This is a genomic window from uncultured Bacteroides sp. (assembly GCF_910578895.1).
Taxonomy (GTDB): domain Bacteria; phylum Bacteroidota; class Bacteroidia; order Bacteroidales; family Bacteroidaceae; genus Bacteroides.
In genome coordinates, this window is the sequence record NZ_CAJTSC010000038.1 from 13,558 (window position 1) to 31,376 (window position 17,819).

Sequence of the window (17,819 nt, forward strand, 5' to 3'; positions counted from 1 at the left end):
TGAGAAATAATAGCTTTGAGAAATAATACCTACAGATATGAAGAAGATTGATTGCTTTATTCCTTACGCAGGAAAAGAACAGGCTGAAAAGACAGTACAAGGATTGCAGGCTACGGGGCTTGTCGGAAACATCCGTTTAGTGACCACAGACGCCACGCTCGAACCATTGCCCGGATGCGAGGTCATGGCAGTGAAGATGCCCTACGGCAGCGCCACCCTGAAAGCCATCGCACAGGCAACCGATGCGGAATACACCTTGCTCTACACCAAAGAAACAACGCTCGAACTGGGCATGTTCGCACTGGAACGCATGATGCACATCGCAGAAGACGCGGATGCCGGAATGGTGTATGCCGACCACTACCAGATAGCCGACGGCAAGCAGACGAACGCGCCCGTCATCGACTATCAGTCCGGCTCGCTGCGCGACGACTTCAACTTCGGCTCCGTGCTCCTGTTCCACAGTGCCAGGCTGAAAGAGGCTGCCGGACGGATGACATCCGATTACGACTTTGCCGGACTCTACGACCTGCGCCTGAAGCTAAGCCAAAAGGCAGACCTCGTGCACATCAACGAATACCTGTACAGCGAAGTGGAGAATGACACGCGCAAGAGCGGCGAAAAGATATTCGACTACGTAGACCCGAAAAACCGCAACCGCCAGATTGAAATGGAAGCGGCATGCACGGAACACCTGAAAGAGATAGGCGGCTACCTGAAACCGGAGTTCAAGCAGATAGAGTTCTCTGCCGGCAACTTCGAGTACGAGGCATCCGTCATCATCCCCGTACGCAACCGCATACGCACCATCCGCGATGCCATCCGTTCCGTACTGGGCCAGAAGACGGACTTCAAATTCAACCTTATCATCATCGACAACCATTCCACCGATGGAACGACAGAGGCTATCGACGAGTTCAAAGCCGACGGACGCCTCATCCACATCATCCCCGAACGCAACGACCTCGGCATCGGCGGCTGCTGGAACATGGGCGTACACCACCCCCAATGCGGCAAGTTTGCCGTGCAGCTGGACAGTGACGACGTCTATGCCAACGAGAACACTCTCGCCACAATGGTACGCGCCTTTTACGAGCAGAACTGCGCCATGGTGGTGGGCACCTACATGATGACGGACTTCAACATGAACATGATTGCCCCGGGCATCATCGACCACAAGGAATGGACACCGGAAAACGGACGGAACAACGCCCTCCGCATCAACGGGCTGGGTGCTCCGCGCGCATTCTATACGCCGGTGCTGCGCGAAGTGAAAGTGCCCAACACAAGCTATGGCGAAGATTATGCGCTGGGACTGAACTTCTCCCGCCACTACCAGATAGGCCGCGTGTATGACGTAGTCTACCATTGCCGCCGCTGGGACGACAACTCGGACGCTTCATTGGACATCGTCAAGATGAACGGACACAACCTCTACAAAGACCGTATCCGTACCTGGGAGTTGCAGGCACGCATTGCCCTGAACAAGAGGAAATAATACACTGGATATCAAACACTTGAAAATCCGTTTCTCAGACACTGGTGTTTCTCCCGACAGACACTTGTGTCTGACGCGACAGACGCCAGTGTTTGACACGATAGACACAAGTGTTTGGGAAGTCAGACACAAGCGTCTATCAACAACCTCATAACCAACTAATTACAAAACTTCATGAACGAAACGATACACAATCTTCTAACCGAACAATTAGCCGCCTGGGAGACGGCACGCAACAACTATGCCGCCCTCTCCGGCGTGCAGGTGAAGGAGCTGAACGTAAACGGCATACCCTACAAGGTGCAGTTCAACCCGGCGCGCATCGTGTCGTCGGGAGCCAAAGTGGACGCCAAGTCCATAAAGGAGCGCAAATGCTTCCTCTGCCCCGCCAACCTGCCGCCGGTGCAGAAAGGCATCCCGTTCGAAGGACACTACAACATACTGGTCAACCCGTTTCCCATATTCCCCCGCCACCTCACGGTGCCGGAAACAGCGCATGTATGCCAGCGCATCGCCCCCCGCTTCGGAGACATGCTGGACCTGGCACGGCAACTCACCGGCTACACCATTTTCTACAACGGTCCGCGGTGCGGCGCTTCCGCTCCCGACCATGCACACTTCCAGGCGGGCAACAAAGGCTTCATGCCCATCGAGAAGGAGTGGCGCGGGCAAGTGGCAGGCAAAGTGACGGACTACGGCGCGGCAACCCTCTGGTATCTGGACGACGCCCCGCGCACGACACTTGTCATCGAATCCGCCGACCGCAAGACGGCGATAAAGCTGTTCGACACCGTCTATCACTCGCTGGACATACAGCCCGGCGAAGAGGAGCCGATGATGAACGTGCTTGCCATGTACGAGGACGGCAAATGGATTGTATTCGTCTTTCCCCGCGCCAAGCACCGCCCGGCATGCTACACCGCCGAGGGCGATGCCAACCTGCTGAGCAGTCCCGCATCCGTGGACCTGGGCGGCGTATTCATCACCCCCGTCGAGAAAGATTTCCTCAAGATAACGGCGGAAGACATCGCACAGATACTGGGCGAGGTGTGCCTTTCGCCTGCGGATTTCCGGAAAGTGCGGGAACGTATTAAGGAGAAATTGTAACAGGAGACAAGGAGTCTCTTTTGTAAACCGATAAACCGAACAAACAAGCATGAAAGAACCCAAAGTAGAAGTCGGCATCTTATTCGAGCCACAGATAGAATTTATCCTGCTCGCCCCCTACCGCATATCCGGTAAGGAAATCAGCGGCAAGCAGGTCGTCACCTACGATGAAGGCAAAATCCTTTGGAACGGCAGGCGGTATGACGAATTGGTATTTGAACCCCTGCAAGAGTCCGGCGCGGCATTCGAACTGCTGGACGTGACTATCGGAATAAACTTCCACTGGGAACGGAAGGAAGACCAACGCTTCCAGGGTTCTTTAAAGATTATCGTGGAAGACGGGAAGCTGACGGGAATCAATGTCATCCGTGTGGAAGAGTACCTGACGAGCGTTATCTCCAGCGAAATGAGCGCAACGGCTTCGCTGGAGTTGCTGAAAGCGCATGCGGTCATTTCGAGAAGCTGGTTGCTGGCGAGCCTCTCTTCCGCCCCCTCTCCGGCAGGGAAGGGAGCAGACAGCCCGAGCAATGATACGGAGAACGCGACGTGCGACGGGACGGCGGAAAGGCTGTGCTGGTACGAACGCGACGCCCACACCCGCTTCGACGTATGTGCCGACGACCACTGCCAACGCTACCAGGGCATCACCCGCGCCTCTACCGACATCGTGAAACAAGCCATTGCCGCCACCCGCGGACAAGTGCTGATGCACGACGGCAAAATCTGCGACGCCCGCTTCTCCAAATGTTGCGGCGGCGCCCTCGAAGAGTTCCAATACTGCTGGGACGATGTGAAGCACCCCTACCTCGCCTACAAGCAAGACCTCCCTTCCGGCTTCCCGCTGACGGAACCATCCTCTCCCCTTTCTGCCGGAGAGGAATCGGAAGAGAGCGCCGAGCGCTGGATACGCACCTCCCCCGAAGCCTTCTGCAACACCACGGACAGGCACATCCTGTCGCAAGTGCTCAACAACTACGACCAGGAAACCACCGATTTCTACCGTTGGAAGGTGGAATATACCCAAGACGAGCTATCCGCCCTCATCCTGAAACGCTCCGGCATAGACTACGGGCAAATCATCGACCTTGTCCCCATTGCCCGCGGCACCAGCGGACGTCTCTGGAAACTGAAAATCGTAGGTACGAAGCAGACGCTGACCATCGGCAAGGAGCTGGAAATCCGCCGCACGCTCTCCCCGTCACACCTCTACAGCTCCGCCTTTGTCGTAGACAAGGAAGAAATCTCGCCCGAAGGCATACCCGGACGCTTCATCCTCACCGGAGCCGGCTGGGGACACGGCGTGGGGCTTTGCCAGATAGGCGCTGCCGTGATGGGCGAACAAGGCTACAAGTATGACGAGATACTGCTGCACTACTACACGGGCGCAAGTATCGACAAGCTATATGAATAATCCGACAACCGAAAAACAACTGACAGCATGAAGAATATCAAGAACATATCCCCCTGGGCATGGGTCCCGACCTTGTACTTTGCGCAAGGCATCCCCTACTTTATCGTAAACAATATCTCCGTACTGATGTTTGCCAAGATGGGCGTACCCAATGGCGACATGGCGCTATTCACCAGCCTGCTGTATCTGCCTTGGACCATCAAACCTTTCTGGAGCCCGTTTGTGGACATCATCAAGACCAAAAGATGGTGGGTGATGTCCATGCAGGTCTTGATGTCGATAGCCTTTATCCTGCTCACCCTCACCATTCCGCGCCCGGACGAGGCGATGATGGCGGCAGGAACTACTCCCATCAGCATGTTCACCATTACCCTGATACTGTTTATCATCACGGCATTCGCTTCCGCCACGCACGACATTGCGGCAGACGGCTTCTATATGTTGGCATTGAAGACGGGCGAGCAGGCTGAGTTTGTCGGCATCCGCAGCACCTTCTACCGCCTTGCGTCTATCTTCGGGCAAGGAGTGCTCGTCGCCATTGCCGGCGCCATCGAACTGAAGTACGACAACATCCCGCTGTCGTGGACCGTCACGATGCTGGTTACAGCCGTCATCTTCAGTGCGGTAAGCTTCTACCACCTCTTCATGATACCCAAACCGGCTTCCGACAAGTCCGTCCTGGCACCGGGAACAGCCGATGCCAAAGCCATCTTCAAGGAGTTCGGGCGCACATTCGCCACCTACTTCACCAAGCCGGGCGTGCTGCTTGCCATTGTGTTCATGCTACTCTACCGCCTGCCCGAAGCATTCCTCATAAAGATGTGTATGCCTTTCCTCGTTGCCGGCAAAGAAGCGGGCGGCTTGGGGTTGTCCACGGCGGAAGTGGGCATCGTATACGGCACTATCGGCGTGATATTCCTCACGCTGGGCGGCATCCTCGGAGGCATCTTCGCCTCGCGCATCGGACTGAAGAAATCCATCTGGTGGATGGCGGCGTGCATGACGCTCCCCTGCCTGACTTTCGTCTATCTGGCAATCTGCCAGCCCGACAACCTGTTTGCCATATCCACCGCCATTGCCATCGAGCAGTTCGGCTACGGTTTCGGCTTCACGGCATATATGCTCTATATGATGTACTTCTCCGAAGGCGAGTTCAAGACATCCCACTATGCCATCTGCACCGCATTCATGGCGCTGAGCATGATGATACCGGGCATGTTTGCCGGCTACATCCAGGAAGCTATCGGATATGCCAACTTCTTCTGGATGGTGATAGCCTGCTGCATTGCCACCGTTGCAGTCACCATATTTGCCGACAGGCGCATAGACCCCGAATACGGGAAAAAGTGATTATACCGGCCGTCATCCGGTAACCGGTAACCAGTAAATAAACAATCAACAGTAAACGACAACTGTCAATCATGAGAAAGAGTATTACAATATTTTTGCTCTGCGCCTTATGCAACATGGCATACGCGCAGAAAATCCGGATAAAGACCGGTATCGAGGTTCTGAAAGAACAGAACTTCAAATGCCTGGAAGGCAAACGCGTGGGACTGATTACCAACCCCACCGGAGTAGACAACCGCATGAAGTCCACTATCGACATCCTGCACGAAGCGCCGAACGTGAATCTCGTGGCACTTTACGGTCCGGAACACGGTGTGCGCGGCGATGTGCATGCCGGCGACCATGTGACGGACATCAAGGATGCCTCTACCGGGCTGCCCGTCTATTCCCTCTACGGCAAGACGCGCAAGGCAACGCCGGAGATGCTGAAAGACATCGACGTGCTGGTGTATGACATCCAGGACATCGGCTGCCGCTCGTTCACCTACATCAGCACCATGGGACTTGCCATGGAAGCCGTTGCCGAGAACGGCAAGGAGCTTGTTGTGCTGGACCGTCCCAATCCTGTGGGCGGACTGAAGATAGAAGGCAATCTGACGGAAGACGACTGTGTCTCTTTCGTGAGCCAGTTCAAGATACCGTATCTCTACGGACTCACCTGCGGCGAGCTGGCACTGATGCTTAACGGCGAGAAGATGCTGAAAGACGGCAAGCAATGCCGGCTCCACGTGGTGAAGATGAAGGGCTGGAAACGCAAAATGGACTATACGCAGACCGGCTTGCAGTGGGTGCCCTCTTCTCCGCACATTCCGCACCCGCATTCGGCGTTCTTCTATCCCGTGAGCGGCATCTTGGGAGAACTGGGCTACATGTCCATCGGCGTGGGCTATACCATCCCGTTCCAGATGTTCGCCGCCCCGTGGGTGGAAGCGGAGAAGCTCGCCAGGAACCTGAACGCGCTGAACGTGCCGGGCATCGTTTTCCGTCCGATGTACCTGAAACCCTTCTACGCCGTGGGCAAAGGAGAGTTGCTGCAAGGCGTGCAGGTGCATATCATGGATTTCGGCAAGGCGCCGCTCAGCGACATACAGTTCCTCGTGATGCAGGAAGTGGCGGCACTCTATCCCGACCGTGCCGTATTCGACCATGCGGACAAAGGCCGCTTCTCCATGTTCGACAAAGTGAGCGGCTCGAAGCAGATACGCGAACGCTTCGGCAAGCGCAACCGTTGGGAAGACGTACGCGACTACTGGTACAAGGATGTGGAGGATTTCCGCAAACTGTCGAAGCAGTATTACTTATACAAATAAATTGACACACAGACGATATGGAAAAGAGTAACTACAGGGCTTTCCTGCGGGAAGCGAAACGGTTCGTGCCGCAGGAGAGGATTTACACAGACGAGCTTCGCCGGCTTGCCTGGGGAACGGACGCGGGATTCTACCGCCTTGTCCCGCAAATCGTAATCCGTTCGGAAGGAGAAGAGGAAATCTCCCGGCTGCTGAAACTTGCCGACCGCTACAACCTGCCCGTCACTTTCCGGGCAGCGGGCACCAGCCTGTCCGGACAAGCCATCAGTGACTCTATCCTTATCGTAGCCGGCAAGCATTGGGAGAAATACAGCATATCACCCGACCATACGGAAATCACCCTGCAGCCCGGCATCATCGGGCAACGGGTGAACGAACTGCTGGCACCCTTCGGGCGGAAGTTCGCACCGGACCCCGCTTCCATAAAGAGCGCCATGGTGGGCGGCATTGTCATGAACAATGCCTCCGGCATGAACTGCGGCACGCATGCCAACAGCGACAAGATGATTCTCTCCGTCCGCATCGTGCTGGCGGACGGAACGGTGCTCGACACCGGAGACAGCGCAAGCCGTGCCGCGTTCGAGGCGACACACCGCAATTTTATCTTCTTTATCCGTATGCTCCGCGACGAGATACGTTCGTACGACGATCTGGTGGAGCGCATCCGCCACAAATATTCCATCAAGAACGTAACGGGGCTGAACCTGCTCCCCTTCGTCCGCTTCGACGACCCGTTCGACATCATAACCCACCTCATGGTAGGCTCGGAGGGCACACTCGCGTTCCTCTCGCAAGTGACCATGAAGACGGAACACGACTATCCCTGCAAGGCAAGCGCCATGCTCTACTTCAAGAGCATCAAAGAGGCATGCCGTGCCGTGGTGGCGATGAAGGGACTCACCACGGATAACGATGAACGGATTGTGAAGGGTGCGGAACTGCTGGACTGGAAGTCGCTGGCATCGGTCGGCGACCCCGTATTCCTGAAGTATAAAGGCGAAGTCTGCTCATCGCCCCTGCCCGATGTGGAACCGGGGGACGAGACGGGACTGACCGCCGTGCTCGCCGAAACCAAAGCCGACAGCCCGGAAAAGCTCCGGCAGCACATCCGCACGATAGAAGAGTGCCTTTCCGCTTTCCGGACCTACACGCCCGTCCGCTTCACCGACAAGCCCGAGGAGTATTCGAAGTACTGGGCAATCCGCTCCGGCATCTTCCCTTCCGTAGGCGGCACACGGCAGCCGGGGACAACGTGCCTTATCGAGGACGTGGCTTTCCACATCGAAGACCTGCCCGAAGCAACCGCCGAATTGCAACAACTCATCGCCCGCCACGGCTACGAGGACGCCTGCATATACGGACACGCGCTGGAAGGAAACTATCACTTCATCCTCAACCAGTCCTTCAGCAGCGACGCCGAGGTGAAGCGCTACGAGAACCTGATGAACGATGTCAAGACATTGGTCGTAGACAAATACGACGGTTCGCTGAAAGCCGAGCACGGCACGGGGCGCAACATGGCTCCTTTCGTCCGCTACGAATGGGGCGAACGGGCTTACGAGTACATGAAATCCGTCAAACAACTGTTCGACCCGAAAGGCTTGCTAAACCCGGGTGTCATCTTCAACGACGACCCGCAATGCCACATCAAGAACTTCAAGCCGTTGCCGCTGTTGGCAAACAACGAACACAAGCGGGCAACAGGATATCAGTTGCAATTCATATCCGGCAAACCGCGCATCGTAGCCATCTGCCCGCCGCTCGCGGCAGACAAGTGCATCGAGTGCGGCTTCTGCGAAGTGAACTGCCTGTCCTGCGGCTTCACCCTCTCCTCGCGCCAGCGCATCGCGGTGCAACGCGAAATATCTAACCTCAGGCAATGCGGCCGGGAGAAAGAAGCCAAACTGCTCGAAAAGCAGTACCGCTATCCCGGCAACCGGACTTGTGCCGGCGACGGGCTTTGCTCCATGTCCTGCCCCATGGGTATCAACACGGGCGACCTGACACACCTCATCCGCCAGGAAGAGTTGCCGAAAGGCAGCATGGGATATAAAGCAGGCAACTTTGCCGCCAACCACTTTGCCGGCATCAAAAGTGCCCTGCGCCCCCTGTTAAGCCTTGCCGACTTCGGGCACTCCCTGTTGGGCACCAAAGCCATGAGCGGCATCACCAAAGGCATGCACAACGCATTGGGCATACCGCAGTGGACACCTGCGATGCCCAAGCCCCTCCATATAAGAAATGAAGAGTCAAGAACGAAGGGTGAAGGGAATGAGACACCCTCTTGCGGCGCTGTGACAGCACAGCCCGATGTTGCATCGGATACAGTCGTCTACTTCCCCAGCTGCATTAACCAGACCATGGGTCTCCCCCGAAAGTCGCCCGTGGAACAGGCATTGGCAAACAAGATGATTGCCCTGTTGCAGAAAAGCGGCTACCGGGTCATCTTCCCCGAAAACATGGAAAAGCTCTGCTGCGGCACCATCTGGGAAAGCAAAGGGATGCTCGACATCGCCGACCGCAAATCCGCCGAACTGGAAGCGGCTTTATGGAAAGCCAGCGAACAAGGCAGGTATCCCGTGTTGTGCGACCAAAGCCCGTGCCTGCACCGCATGCGCGAAACCATCAAGAAAATGAAACTCTACGAACCGGCGGAGTTCATCTATACATTCCTGCGCGACAGGCTGGTATTCAGCCCTACCGACCGTCCGGTGGCAGTGCACATCACCTGCTCCATGCGCAAGATGGGGCTTGCCGACACGATAACGGCACTGGCACGTCTCTGCTCCACAAAGGTCATCGTGCCGGAAGAGGTAGGCTGCTGCGGCTTCGCAGGCGACCGCGGATTTACATATCCCGAACTGAATGCCTACGCCCTGCGCAAACTCCGTCCGCAGATAGAGGCAGCGGGCGTGGCTATAGGCTACTCCAACAGCCGCACTTGCGAAATCGGGCTGACCACCCACTCCGGCATCCCGTACGTGTCCATAGCCTACCTGGTGGACGAGTGTACCCGGCCCGCAACCGATAAACCCGATAACCAACTTAACGCACACAAATCATGAGTACTCCGGTAAAAACAAACAAACGCATTCTCGCCCTTGATGTCTTGCGCGGTGTCACCATCGCAGGGATGATTATGGTGAACAATCCCGGCACGTGGAGCCGCATCTATGCCCCCCTGCGCCATGCGGAATGGAACGGGCTTACCCCCACCGACCTCGTATTCCCGTTCTTCATGTTCATCATGGGCATTTCCACGTATATCTCCCTGAAAAAGTATAATTTCGAATTCAGCCGTGCCGCCGGCATGAAGATACTGAAACGCACCCTGCTTATCTTCCTGATAGGCATGGGCATCGGCTGGTTCTCGAAGTTCTGTTACTACTGGACTTCTCCCACCGAAGGCATCGGCTTCGGCGCGCAACTGTGGGAGGCGGTGTGGACATTCGACCGCATCCGCATCTTAGGTGTCATGCAGCGTCTGGCGCTCTGCTACGGCGCTACCGCCATCATTGCCTTGACCGTGAAGCACCGGCACATCCCCTACCTCATCGCCACCCTGCTGGCAGGCTACTTCATCCTGCTGGCATGCGGCAACGGTTTCGCCTATGACAATACCAACATCCTTTCCGTTGTAGACCGTGCCGTGCTGACCCCCGCGCACATGTACAAGGACAACGGCATCGACCCGGAAGGAATTCTGAGCACTATCCCCGCCATAGCCCACGTGCTGCTTGGCTTCTGCGTAGGGCGCATGATGCTTGAGGGCGGCAAGGCACACCAGGACCGCGAAAGCCTGCTCAACTCGCACCTCATCAAGCTGTTTCTGGCAGGCACCGTCCTGACGTTCGCCGGCTTCCTGCTGAGCTACGGATGCCCCATCAACAAAAAGATATGGTCGCCCACCTTTGTACTGGCTACGTGCGGACTGGCATCCAGCTTCCTGGCACTGCTCATCTGGATTATCGATGTGAAAGGGTATAAGAAATGGAGCCTCTTCTTCGAGGCGTTCGGTGTCAATCCGTTGTTCATGTATGTATTGGGCGGCGTGCTTGGCATCCTCTTCGGCAGCATCAGCTTCGCGTGGGGAGAGGACAGCATCAGCATACACGGATTTCTGTATAAGGTACTGCTGATGCCGCTGTTCGGCGAAACCGGAGGCTCGCTGGCATACGCGCTGCTGTTTGTCGGAATCAACTGGTGCATCGGTTACCAACTCTACAGACGGAAGATTTACATCAAGATTTAGGGAACGAGGAGACAAGGAAACAAGTGTACAAGGAAACAAGTGTACAAGGAAACAAAGAAACAAGTGTACAAGGAGACAGAGACAAATGTACAAGAGCACAAGGAGACGAGAGGACACGGGGAGGGTTTCATCGGAAGATAAAACACCAAGTAACCATGACACCTGCGTTTCGAGCGAGTAAAACAAAATAACTGAAAAACTAAAAACTTAAAGATATGATTCTAATAGCAGACAGTGGTTCTACAAAGACCGATTGGTGTGTTGTAGAGAATGGACAACTTATCCGACAGATATACACGAAAGGAACCAACCCGTTCTTTCAGTCGGAAGAGGAAATCAGTAACGAGATTGCAACGGCACTGTTGCCCCAGTTGACAACCGACGCTTTGGATGCTGTATACTTCTACGGTGCGGGATGCGGATTTCCCGATAAGATAGCCATGGTTCACCGTGCCATCACGAAACATCTCCGGGTAAAAGGAGAAGTGGAAGTAAACACGGACATGCTTGCAGCCGCCCGCGGGCTCTGCCAACACGAAGCCGGCATTGCCTGCATCATGGGCACGGGCTCCAATTCGTGCTATTATGACGGCAAGCAGATTGTGTCCAACGTCTCCCCGCTGGGCTTCATCCTCGGCGACGAGGGCAGCGGCGCCGTACTGGGCAAGTTGCTGGTGGGCGACATCCTGAAGAACCAGATGTCTCCCGAACTGAAGGAGAAATTCCTCACGCAATTCGACCTGACACCGGCGGACATCATCGACCGCGTCTACCGAAAGCCGTTCCCCAACCGTTTTCTGGCAAGCCTCTCCCCCTTCCTCGCACAGAACCTGGACGAGCCTTGCATACGCACGCTGGTGCTGGGAAGCTTCAAGGCGTTCCTCAAACGCAACGTCATGCAGTATGAGAACTACCGCGAGAACAAGGTGCACTTTATCGGCTCCGTAGCCTTCTACTACAAGGAAATACTGGCGGAAGCCGCCCGGGAAACCGGCATCCGGCTGGGCACTGTCATCAAGAGCCCCATGGAAGGATTGATAGCTTATCACCGGTAAGACGGCGGAAGCGGAAAAGAGAATGACAGATAGCATAATGATATAAACCGATTTAACATACTTACTCAAAATAGTAAACAGCCTTATGTTTGTAAAAATCTCAGAGCAACCTTCGCTCTACAACGACTTGGAGAAGAAGTCTGTCCGTGAACTGCTGGAAGACATCAACAGGGAAGACCAAAAAGTGGCGCTTGCCGTACAAAAGGCGATTCCGCAGATAGAGAAGTTAGTGACGCAAATCGTGCCCCGCATGAAACAAGGCGGACGCATCTTCTATATGGGAGCCGGCACCAGCGGGCGCCTCGGCGTGCTCGACGCTTCCGAGATACCCCCCACCTTCGGCATGCCGCCCACACTGATTATCGGCCTGATAGCCGGTGGCGACACAGCCTTGCGCAATCCGGTGGAAAACGCGGAAGACGACATGCACCGCGGCTGGGAAGAACTGGTAGAGCGCAACATCACGGATAAGGACACGGTTATCGGCATCGCGGCATCCGGCACTACTCCTTACGTAATCGGCGCACTGCACGAAGCCCGCGAACATGGCATCCTGACCGGCTGCATCACCAGCAACCCCGATTCGCCGATGGCGGCAGAGTCCGATGTAGCCATCGAAATGATTGTAGGACCGGAATACGTTACGGGAAGTTCCCGCATGAAATCGGGCACGGGGCAGAAGATGATTCTGAACATGATTACCACTTCCGTAATGATACAGCTGGGACGCGTGAAAGGCAATAAAATGGTGAATATGCAACTCAGCAACAAGAAGCTGGTGGACCGCGGCACACGTATGCTGGTCGAAGAACTGGGACTTGACTACGGAAAGGCAAAGGCACTGCTGCTGATGCACGGCTCGGTGAAGAAGGCGGCGGATGCTTATCGTGCCAAGGAGTGATGATTTCCGGATTTGCCACAGGCAAGGCAAAGCATCACAACGATTTCAGACAGAAGAACAAAAGAACAAATAAAGAATAAAAACATATAGCATGAAAATACTTACCGGTATCCTTTTACTTCTGTTCGGCATGCAAGCTGCCGGCGCACAGCCGTTGCAGCGTGTAGCCCCCGAGCAGGTGGGCATGGACTCCCGCAAGCTGATGTATGCCGATGAAGCCATTGAAGCTGCCATTGCCGACAAACAAATTCCCGGCGCCGTGCTCGCAGTAGTGCGTAACGGCAAAATGGCATACCTGAAAGCATACGGCAACAAACGGGTCTATCCCACTACGGAGCCTATGACCGTAAACACCGTTTTCGACATGGCATCTTGCAGCAAGTCCATGTCCACCGCCGTGTGTGCCCTCATTTTGGCAGAGCGCGGAAAGATACGGTTGCTCGACCCCGTCAGCCTCTACATCCCCGGCTTCAAGAACTGGACAAGCGAAGACGGGAAAGAGACAAAGACCATCCGCATAGCCGACCTGCTGACACACACTTCCGGCCTGCCGCCCTACGCTCCGGTAGCGGAGTTGGAGAAGAAGTACGGTTCTCCCAACCCTGCCGGACTGATGGAGTACATCGCCGGATGCCCGCGCAACTTCAAGCCGCAAACGGACTTCAACTACAGTTGCCTCAACTTCATCACCCTGCAACACATCATTGAAACCGTGAGCGGACAATCCTTGCGCGACTTCGCCCGCGAAAACATCTTCGACGTATTAGGCATGGACCATACCGATTATCTCCCCTGCCGACGCGACAAAGACGGAAAATGGGTGACAATAGCGGACGATGAGACAAGAGAACAAGGAAACAAGAAGACAAGGAGACAAGGAGACAAGAAGAATAACGGCGCAGCCAATTCCCAATTCCCAATTCCCAATTCTAAATTCTCAATTCTCAATTCCCAATTAAAGGAAATTGCCCCGACAGAAAAACAGCCCGACGGGCAAGTGCTCTGCGGCCAGGTGCACGACCCGCTTGCACGCATCATGAACGGCGGCATCAGCGGCAATGCAGGCGTATTCTCCTGCGCGGAAGACATCGCCGTGCTTTGCGCCGCCCTGCAGAACGGCGGCGAATGGAACGGACGGCGTATCCTCAGCCCGCAAGGCGTAAAGGCGATGCGCAGCGTACCTCGTGCAACAGCCGGTTTGGGACGTTCCTTGGGATGGGACGTATTCACCGCATACGCTTCGAACAACGGTGACTTCTTCGGTCCGAACACGTATGGGCATACGGGCTACACCGGCACATCCATCGTTATCGACCCCGACAACGACACTTCCGTCATCCTGCTGATCAATGCCGTACATCCCGAAGACGGGCACAGCGTAGTGCGCCTGCGCTCGCTGGTTGCCAACGCAGTGGCATCTTCCCTGTATCCCGCCCCACGCACCTATACGGAGCATTACTACAAACGCTTCCTCCGGTTTATGGACGAACCGGCAATCGGCAGCAAGGACATCGTAATGTTGGGCAACAGCCTGACGGAGAACGGCGGCGACTGGGCGGCACGTCTCGGCAACAAGCATGTGCGCAACCGTGGCATTATCGGCGATGAGGTGATGGGCGTCTACGACCGCCTGCACCAGATACTGCCGGGACATCCCGCCAAACTGTTCCTGCTTATCGGCGTGAACGACATTTCCCACGACCTGGCAGCCGACAGCATTGTCAAGATGATTCGCACGACCGTAGAGCGCATCCAACGAGAGTCTCCCGACACCCGGCTCTACCTGCAAAGCCTGCTGCCCATCAACGAAAGCTTCGGCCGCTACAAAAGGCTGACGGGAAAGACCGGCATGATACCCGAAATCAACCGACAACTGGAAACGCTTGCCAAAGAAAAAGGCGTGACGTACATCAACCTCTTCCCGCTGTTCACGGAAAAAGGCAGCAACGTGCTGCGTGCCGACCTGACCAACGACGGATTGCACCTGAAGGAAGAGGGGTATAAGATATGGGTGAAAGCCATCAAGGATAAGATTTAGCGGAGAAGAGAGTTCAGGACTCCCTTATTAACAAAGTCGAGGATGTGTCGAAACTCTCTTATTAGCCAAATCACCCCTGCCACAGATATCTATGGTAGGGGTGATTTGTATGTTTGAGGTGTTTCGACACACTCTCGACTTATATATTTGGGGTGTTTGGACACCCTCCTGACGTCTTTAACTCCACACGGAGCGGAGCGAATATAACCCGTGTAAATGCCAGGCTCTAATCGTCAGTCCCGGCAATACCATTCAGATACACATCAAATGTCAGGGATGAATAGCCCAAAATAGTAGAACTTCCGCTTGAACCATACGCGCTTTGCCAGGGGATATACAACATCCAGCGCTCACCCGCCCGCATATACTGCAAAGCCCATGTCCATCCTGCAATGCTACCCGATACGGCAAATTCGGCAGAAGAGTCGAACACAGTGGGCCATTTAGACCCGGAAGGGTTTTCAAGCAGAGGCAACGGTTCGGACAAAGGCAACGGGATATCGCGATCCGTCGCCCCAAAACCCTCAAAGTTGCCGTCAAACCTATCTCCCGTGATAAGCGTGCCATGATAGAAAACACTTACCTTTTCCGTATACAACGGATATGCTCCGTCGTCACTTTTCCACAACTTCTTGCAATAGACATATTGGGGATTGGCACTGGTGCTTTCGGTCTCAACCTTTATGGCATACAGTTTCCCTATTTCCATATTCTCCGCGCCTGTCCGTGAGGTCACGATATTATCGCCAACCTTGCTTTTTATCGAATCGATAAAAGCTTCATTACGCAGTTGCCAGTTATCATACTTTCCACCTTCCTGCACTTCTTCGCAAGCCACAAACGCACCTGCCACGAACAGCAAGAAAGGCAAAAACAAAAGGAACGGTCTCTTCATCTACTTATAAATTACGGGGATTACTACTATTCATATCTGCCATGAAGGCATACCGGACTGTCATGGAGACATGCCGGCACCCACAGGCAGACTGTCTCTTATTGCAGCGTCTTCAGCAACGACGTAATGCTTACGCGGTCTGCAATGATATTGTTCAGTTCGGAGATAGCCACACGCTCCTGCTGCATGGTGTCGCGGTTGCGCAATGTCACGCAGTTGTCCTCCAATGTCTGATGGTCTACGGTCACGCAGTACGGGGTACCGATGGCATCCTGGCGGCGGTAGCGCTTGCCAATACTGTCTTTCTCGTCATACTGGCAGTTGAAGTGGAACTTCAGGCTGTCGATAATCTCGCGCGCCTTTTCGGGCAGACCGTCTTTCTTCACCAACGGCATGACAGCCAGTTTCACCGGAGCCAATGCGGCAGGCAGTTTCAGGACAACGCGGCTTTCGCCGTTCTCCAGCTGCTCCTCGCAATAAGATGCCGACATGATGCTGAGGAACATGCGGTCTACACCGATAGAAGTCTCGATGACGTACGGAGTATAGCTTTCGTTGGTTTCCGGGTCGAAATACTTGATGTTCTTGCCGGAGTATTTCTCGTGTTGCGACAAGTCGAAGTTCGTACGGCTGTGGATACCCTCCACCTCCTTGAAGCCGAAAGGCATCAGGAACTCGATGTCGGTAGCGGCGTTGGCATAGTGGGCCAGCTTGTCGTGGTCGTGATAACGGTAGTGGTCGTCGCCGAAGCCCAATGCCTTGTGCCATTTCAGGCGCGTCTCCTTCCAAGCCTTGAACCAGTCGAGCTCGGTGCCCGGTTTCACAAAGAACTGCATTTCCATCTGCTCGAACTCGCGCATGCGGAAGATGAACTGGCGTGCCACGATTTCGTTACGGAAAGCCTTACCGATTTGCGCGATGCCGAAAGGAATCTTCATGCGGCCTGTCTTCTGCACATTCAGGTAGTTCACGAAGATGCCCTGAGCCGTTTCCGGACGAAGATAAACCTTCATCGCACCATCCGATGTAGAACCCATTTCGGTAGAGAACATCAGGTTGAACTGACGGACTTCCGTCCAGTTCTTCGTGCCGCTGATGGGGCAGACAATCTCCTCGTCCAGGATAATCTGGCGGAGTTCTTCCAGGTTGCCGTCGTTCAGCGCCTGCGCAAAACGTTGGTGCAAGGCATCACGCTTCGCCTGATACTCCAACACACGTCCGTTTGTGCTACGGAACTGCGCCTCGTCAAAAGCCTCACCGAAACGCTTGGCGGCTTTCGCCACTTCCTTGTTTATCTTGTCGTCGTATTTGGCGAGCTGGTCTTCAATCAACACATCGGCACGGTAACGCTTCTTGGAGTCGCGGTTATCAATCAGAGGGTCGTTGAACGCATCCACGTGTCCGCTTGCCTTCCAAATCGTGGGGTGCATGAAGATAGCGGAGTCGATGCCGACAATGTTCTCGTGCAGCAGCACCATGCTCTGCCACCAGTATTGTTTGATGTTGTTTTTCAGTTCCACACCCATCTGGCCGTAATCGTATACGGCTCCCAGTCCGTCGTAGATGTCGCTGGAAGGGAACACAAATCCGTATTCCTTGCAGTGTGATACGAGTTTCTTAAAAACGTCTTCTTGTGCCATTTCTGTTGTATCTTAATTAATTTGAAATCTTCATTTAGATAAAAAGCGCCACAAAGATAGGGATTTATCTTATAAATAGGACAACAGGGGTATTAATTTATCTTATTCACGCACGGCTCTTTCATTTACGGGAGCTACAGGAGTTAGAGAAGTTAAAGAAGTTGGAGCCGATACTCTTGCGTATATGTTTACGGAAGTATCGGCTTTTAATTCCTGTCCCGAAGGGTGATGACTCTCTCCGGTTCCCGCAAGTCCTTCCCCCGTGACCGACAGCATCTTTTTCCTCGGATGTTCCCATCTAATTGGGAACGTGTTCCCTGCAAGTTGGGAACATATTCCCAATGAGGAGGGAACGCGTTCCC

The 17,819-nt window shown here is 54.7% G+C and carries 12 protein-coding genes; 10 read left to right on the forward strand and 2 right to left on the reverse strand.

All coding sequences use genetic code 11. From position 1 onward, the window contains the following. Window positions 1-37 precede the first annotated feature (37 nt). From QZ327_RS10240 to QZ327_RS10285, 10 genes are all read left to right on the forward strand, one after another. A complete protein-coding gene (locus tag QZ327_RS10240; RefSeq protein WP_294618960.1) occupies window positions 38-1,498 on the forward strand; it encodes a glycosyltransferase family A protein in 1,461 nt (486 codons plus the stop codon). Window positions 1,499-1,672: 174 nt separating this feature from the next. Beyond that, window positions 1,673-2,605 (forward strand): DUF4922 domain-containing protein, encoded by a 933-nt coding sequence (locus QZ327_RS10245; RefSeq protein WP_294618962.1) that lies wholly within the window; start codon window positions 1,673-1,675, stop codon window positions 2,603-2,605. A gap of 49 nt (window positions 2,606-2,654) precedes the next feature. Then, entirely contained in the window at window positions 2,655-4,016 is a 1,362-nt protein-coding gene (locus QZ327_RS10250) for a SpoIID/LytB domain-containing protein (protein WP_294618964.1), read from the forward strand. A gap of 27 nt (window positions 4,017-4,043) precedes the next feature. Continuing rightward, complete coding sequence (locus QZ327_RS10255; protein WP_294618966.1) at window positions 4,044-5,366, forward strand: MFS transporter; 1,323 nt, start codon at window positions 4,044-4,046, stop codon at window positions 5,364-5,366. A 71-nt stretch (window positions 5,367-5,437) separates the two neighbouring features. Further along, on the forward strand, window positions 5,438-6,676 hold the full coding sequence (locus tag QZ327_RS10260; RefSeq protein ID WP_294618968.1) for a DUF1343 domain-containing protein: 1,239 nt from the start codon (window positions 5,438-5,440) through the stop codon (window positions 6,674-6,676). A 17-nt stretch (window positions 6,677-6,693) separates the two neighbouring features. Then, entirely contained in the window at window positions 6,694-9,741 is a 3,048-nt protein-coding gene (locus QZ327_RS10265) for an FAD-binding and (Fe-S)-binding domain-containing protein (RefSeq protein WP_294618970.1), read from the forward strand. Next, window positions 9,738-10,928, forward strand: a complete 1,191-nt coding sequence (locus QZ327_RS10270; RefSeq protein WP_294618972.1) for a heparan-alpha-glucosaminide N-acetyltransferase domain-containing protein — start codon at window positions 9,738-9,740, stop codon at window positions 10,926-10,928. Before QZ327_RS10265 ends, QZ327_RS10270 begins: the two co-directional genes overlap by 4 nt. A 215-nt stretch (window positions 10,929-11,143) precedes the next feature. Then, window positions 11,144-11,983, forward strand: coding sequence for a BadF/BadG/BcrA/BcrD ATPase family protein (locus tag QZ327_RS10275; protein WP_294618974.1), 840 nt, complete (start codon window positions 11,144-11,146; stop codon window positions 11,981-11,983). Between the two features lie 85 nt (window positions 11,984-12,068). Continuing rightward, window positions 12,069-12,884, forward strand: a complete 816-nt coding sequence (gene murQ / locus QZ327_RS10280; protein ID WP_294618976.1) for an N-acetylmuramic acid 6-phosphate etherase — start codon at window positions 12,069-12,071, stop codon at window positions 12,882-12,884. Window positions 12,885-12,975: 91 nt separating this feature from the next. Next, window positions 12,976-14,922, forward strand: coding sequence for a serine hydrolase (locus QZ327_RS10285; protein ID WP_294618978.1), 1,947 nt, complete (start codon window positions 12,976-12,978; stop codon window positions 14,920-14,922). A gap of 226 nt (window positions 14,923-15,148) precedes the next feature. Here the strand turns inward: QZ327_RS10285 and QZ327_RS10290 are convergent, their stop codons facing one another. Together QZ327_RS10290 and QZ327_RS10295 are read right to left on the reverse strand one after the other, a co-directional pair. Next, a complete protein-coding gene (locus QZ327_RS10290) occupies window positions 15,149-15,817 on the reverse strand; it encodes an FKBP-type peptidyl-prolyl cis-trans isomerase (protein WP_294618980.1) in 669 nt (222 codons plus the stop codon). 98 nt (window positions 15,818-15,915) lie between these two features. Further along, window positions 15,916-17,457, reverse strand: a complete 1,542-nt coding sequence (locus QZ327_RS10295; RefSeq protein WP_294618982.1) for a glycine--tRNA ligase — start codon at window positions 17,455-17,457, stop codon at window positions 15,916-15,918. Window positions 17,458-17,819: the final 362 nt, after the last annotated feature.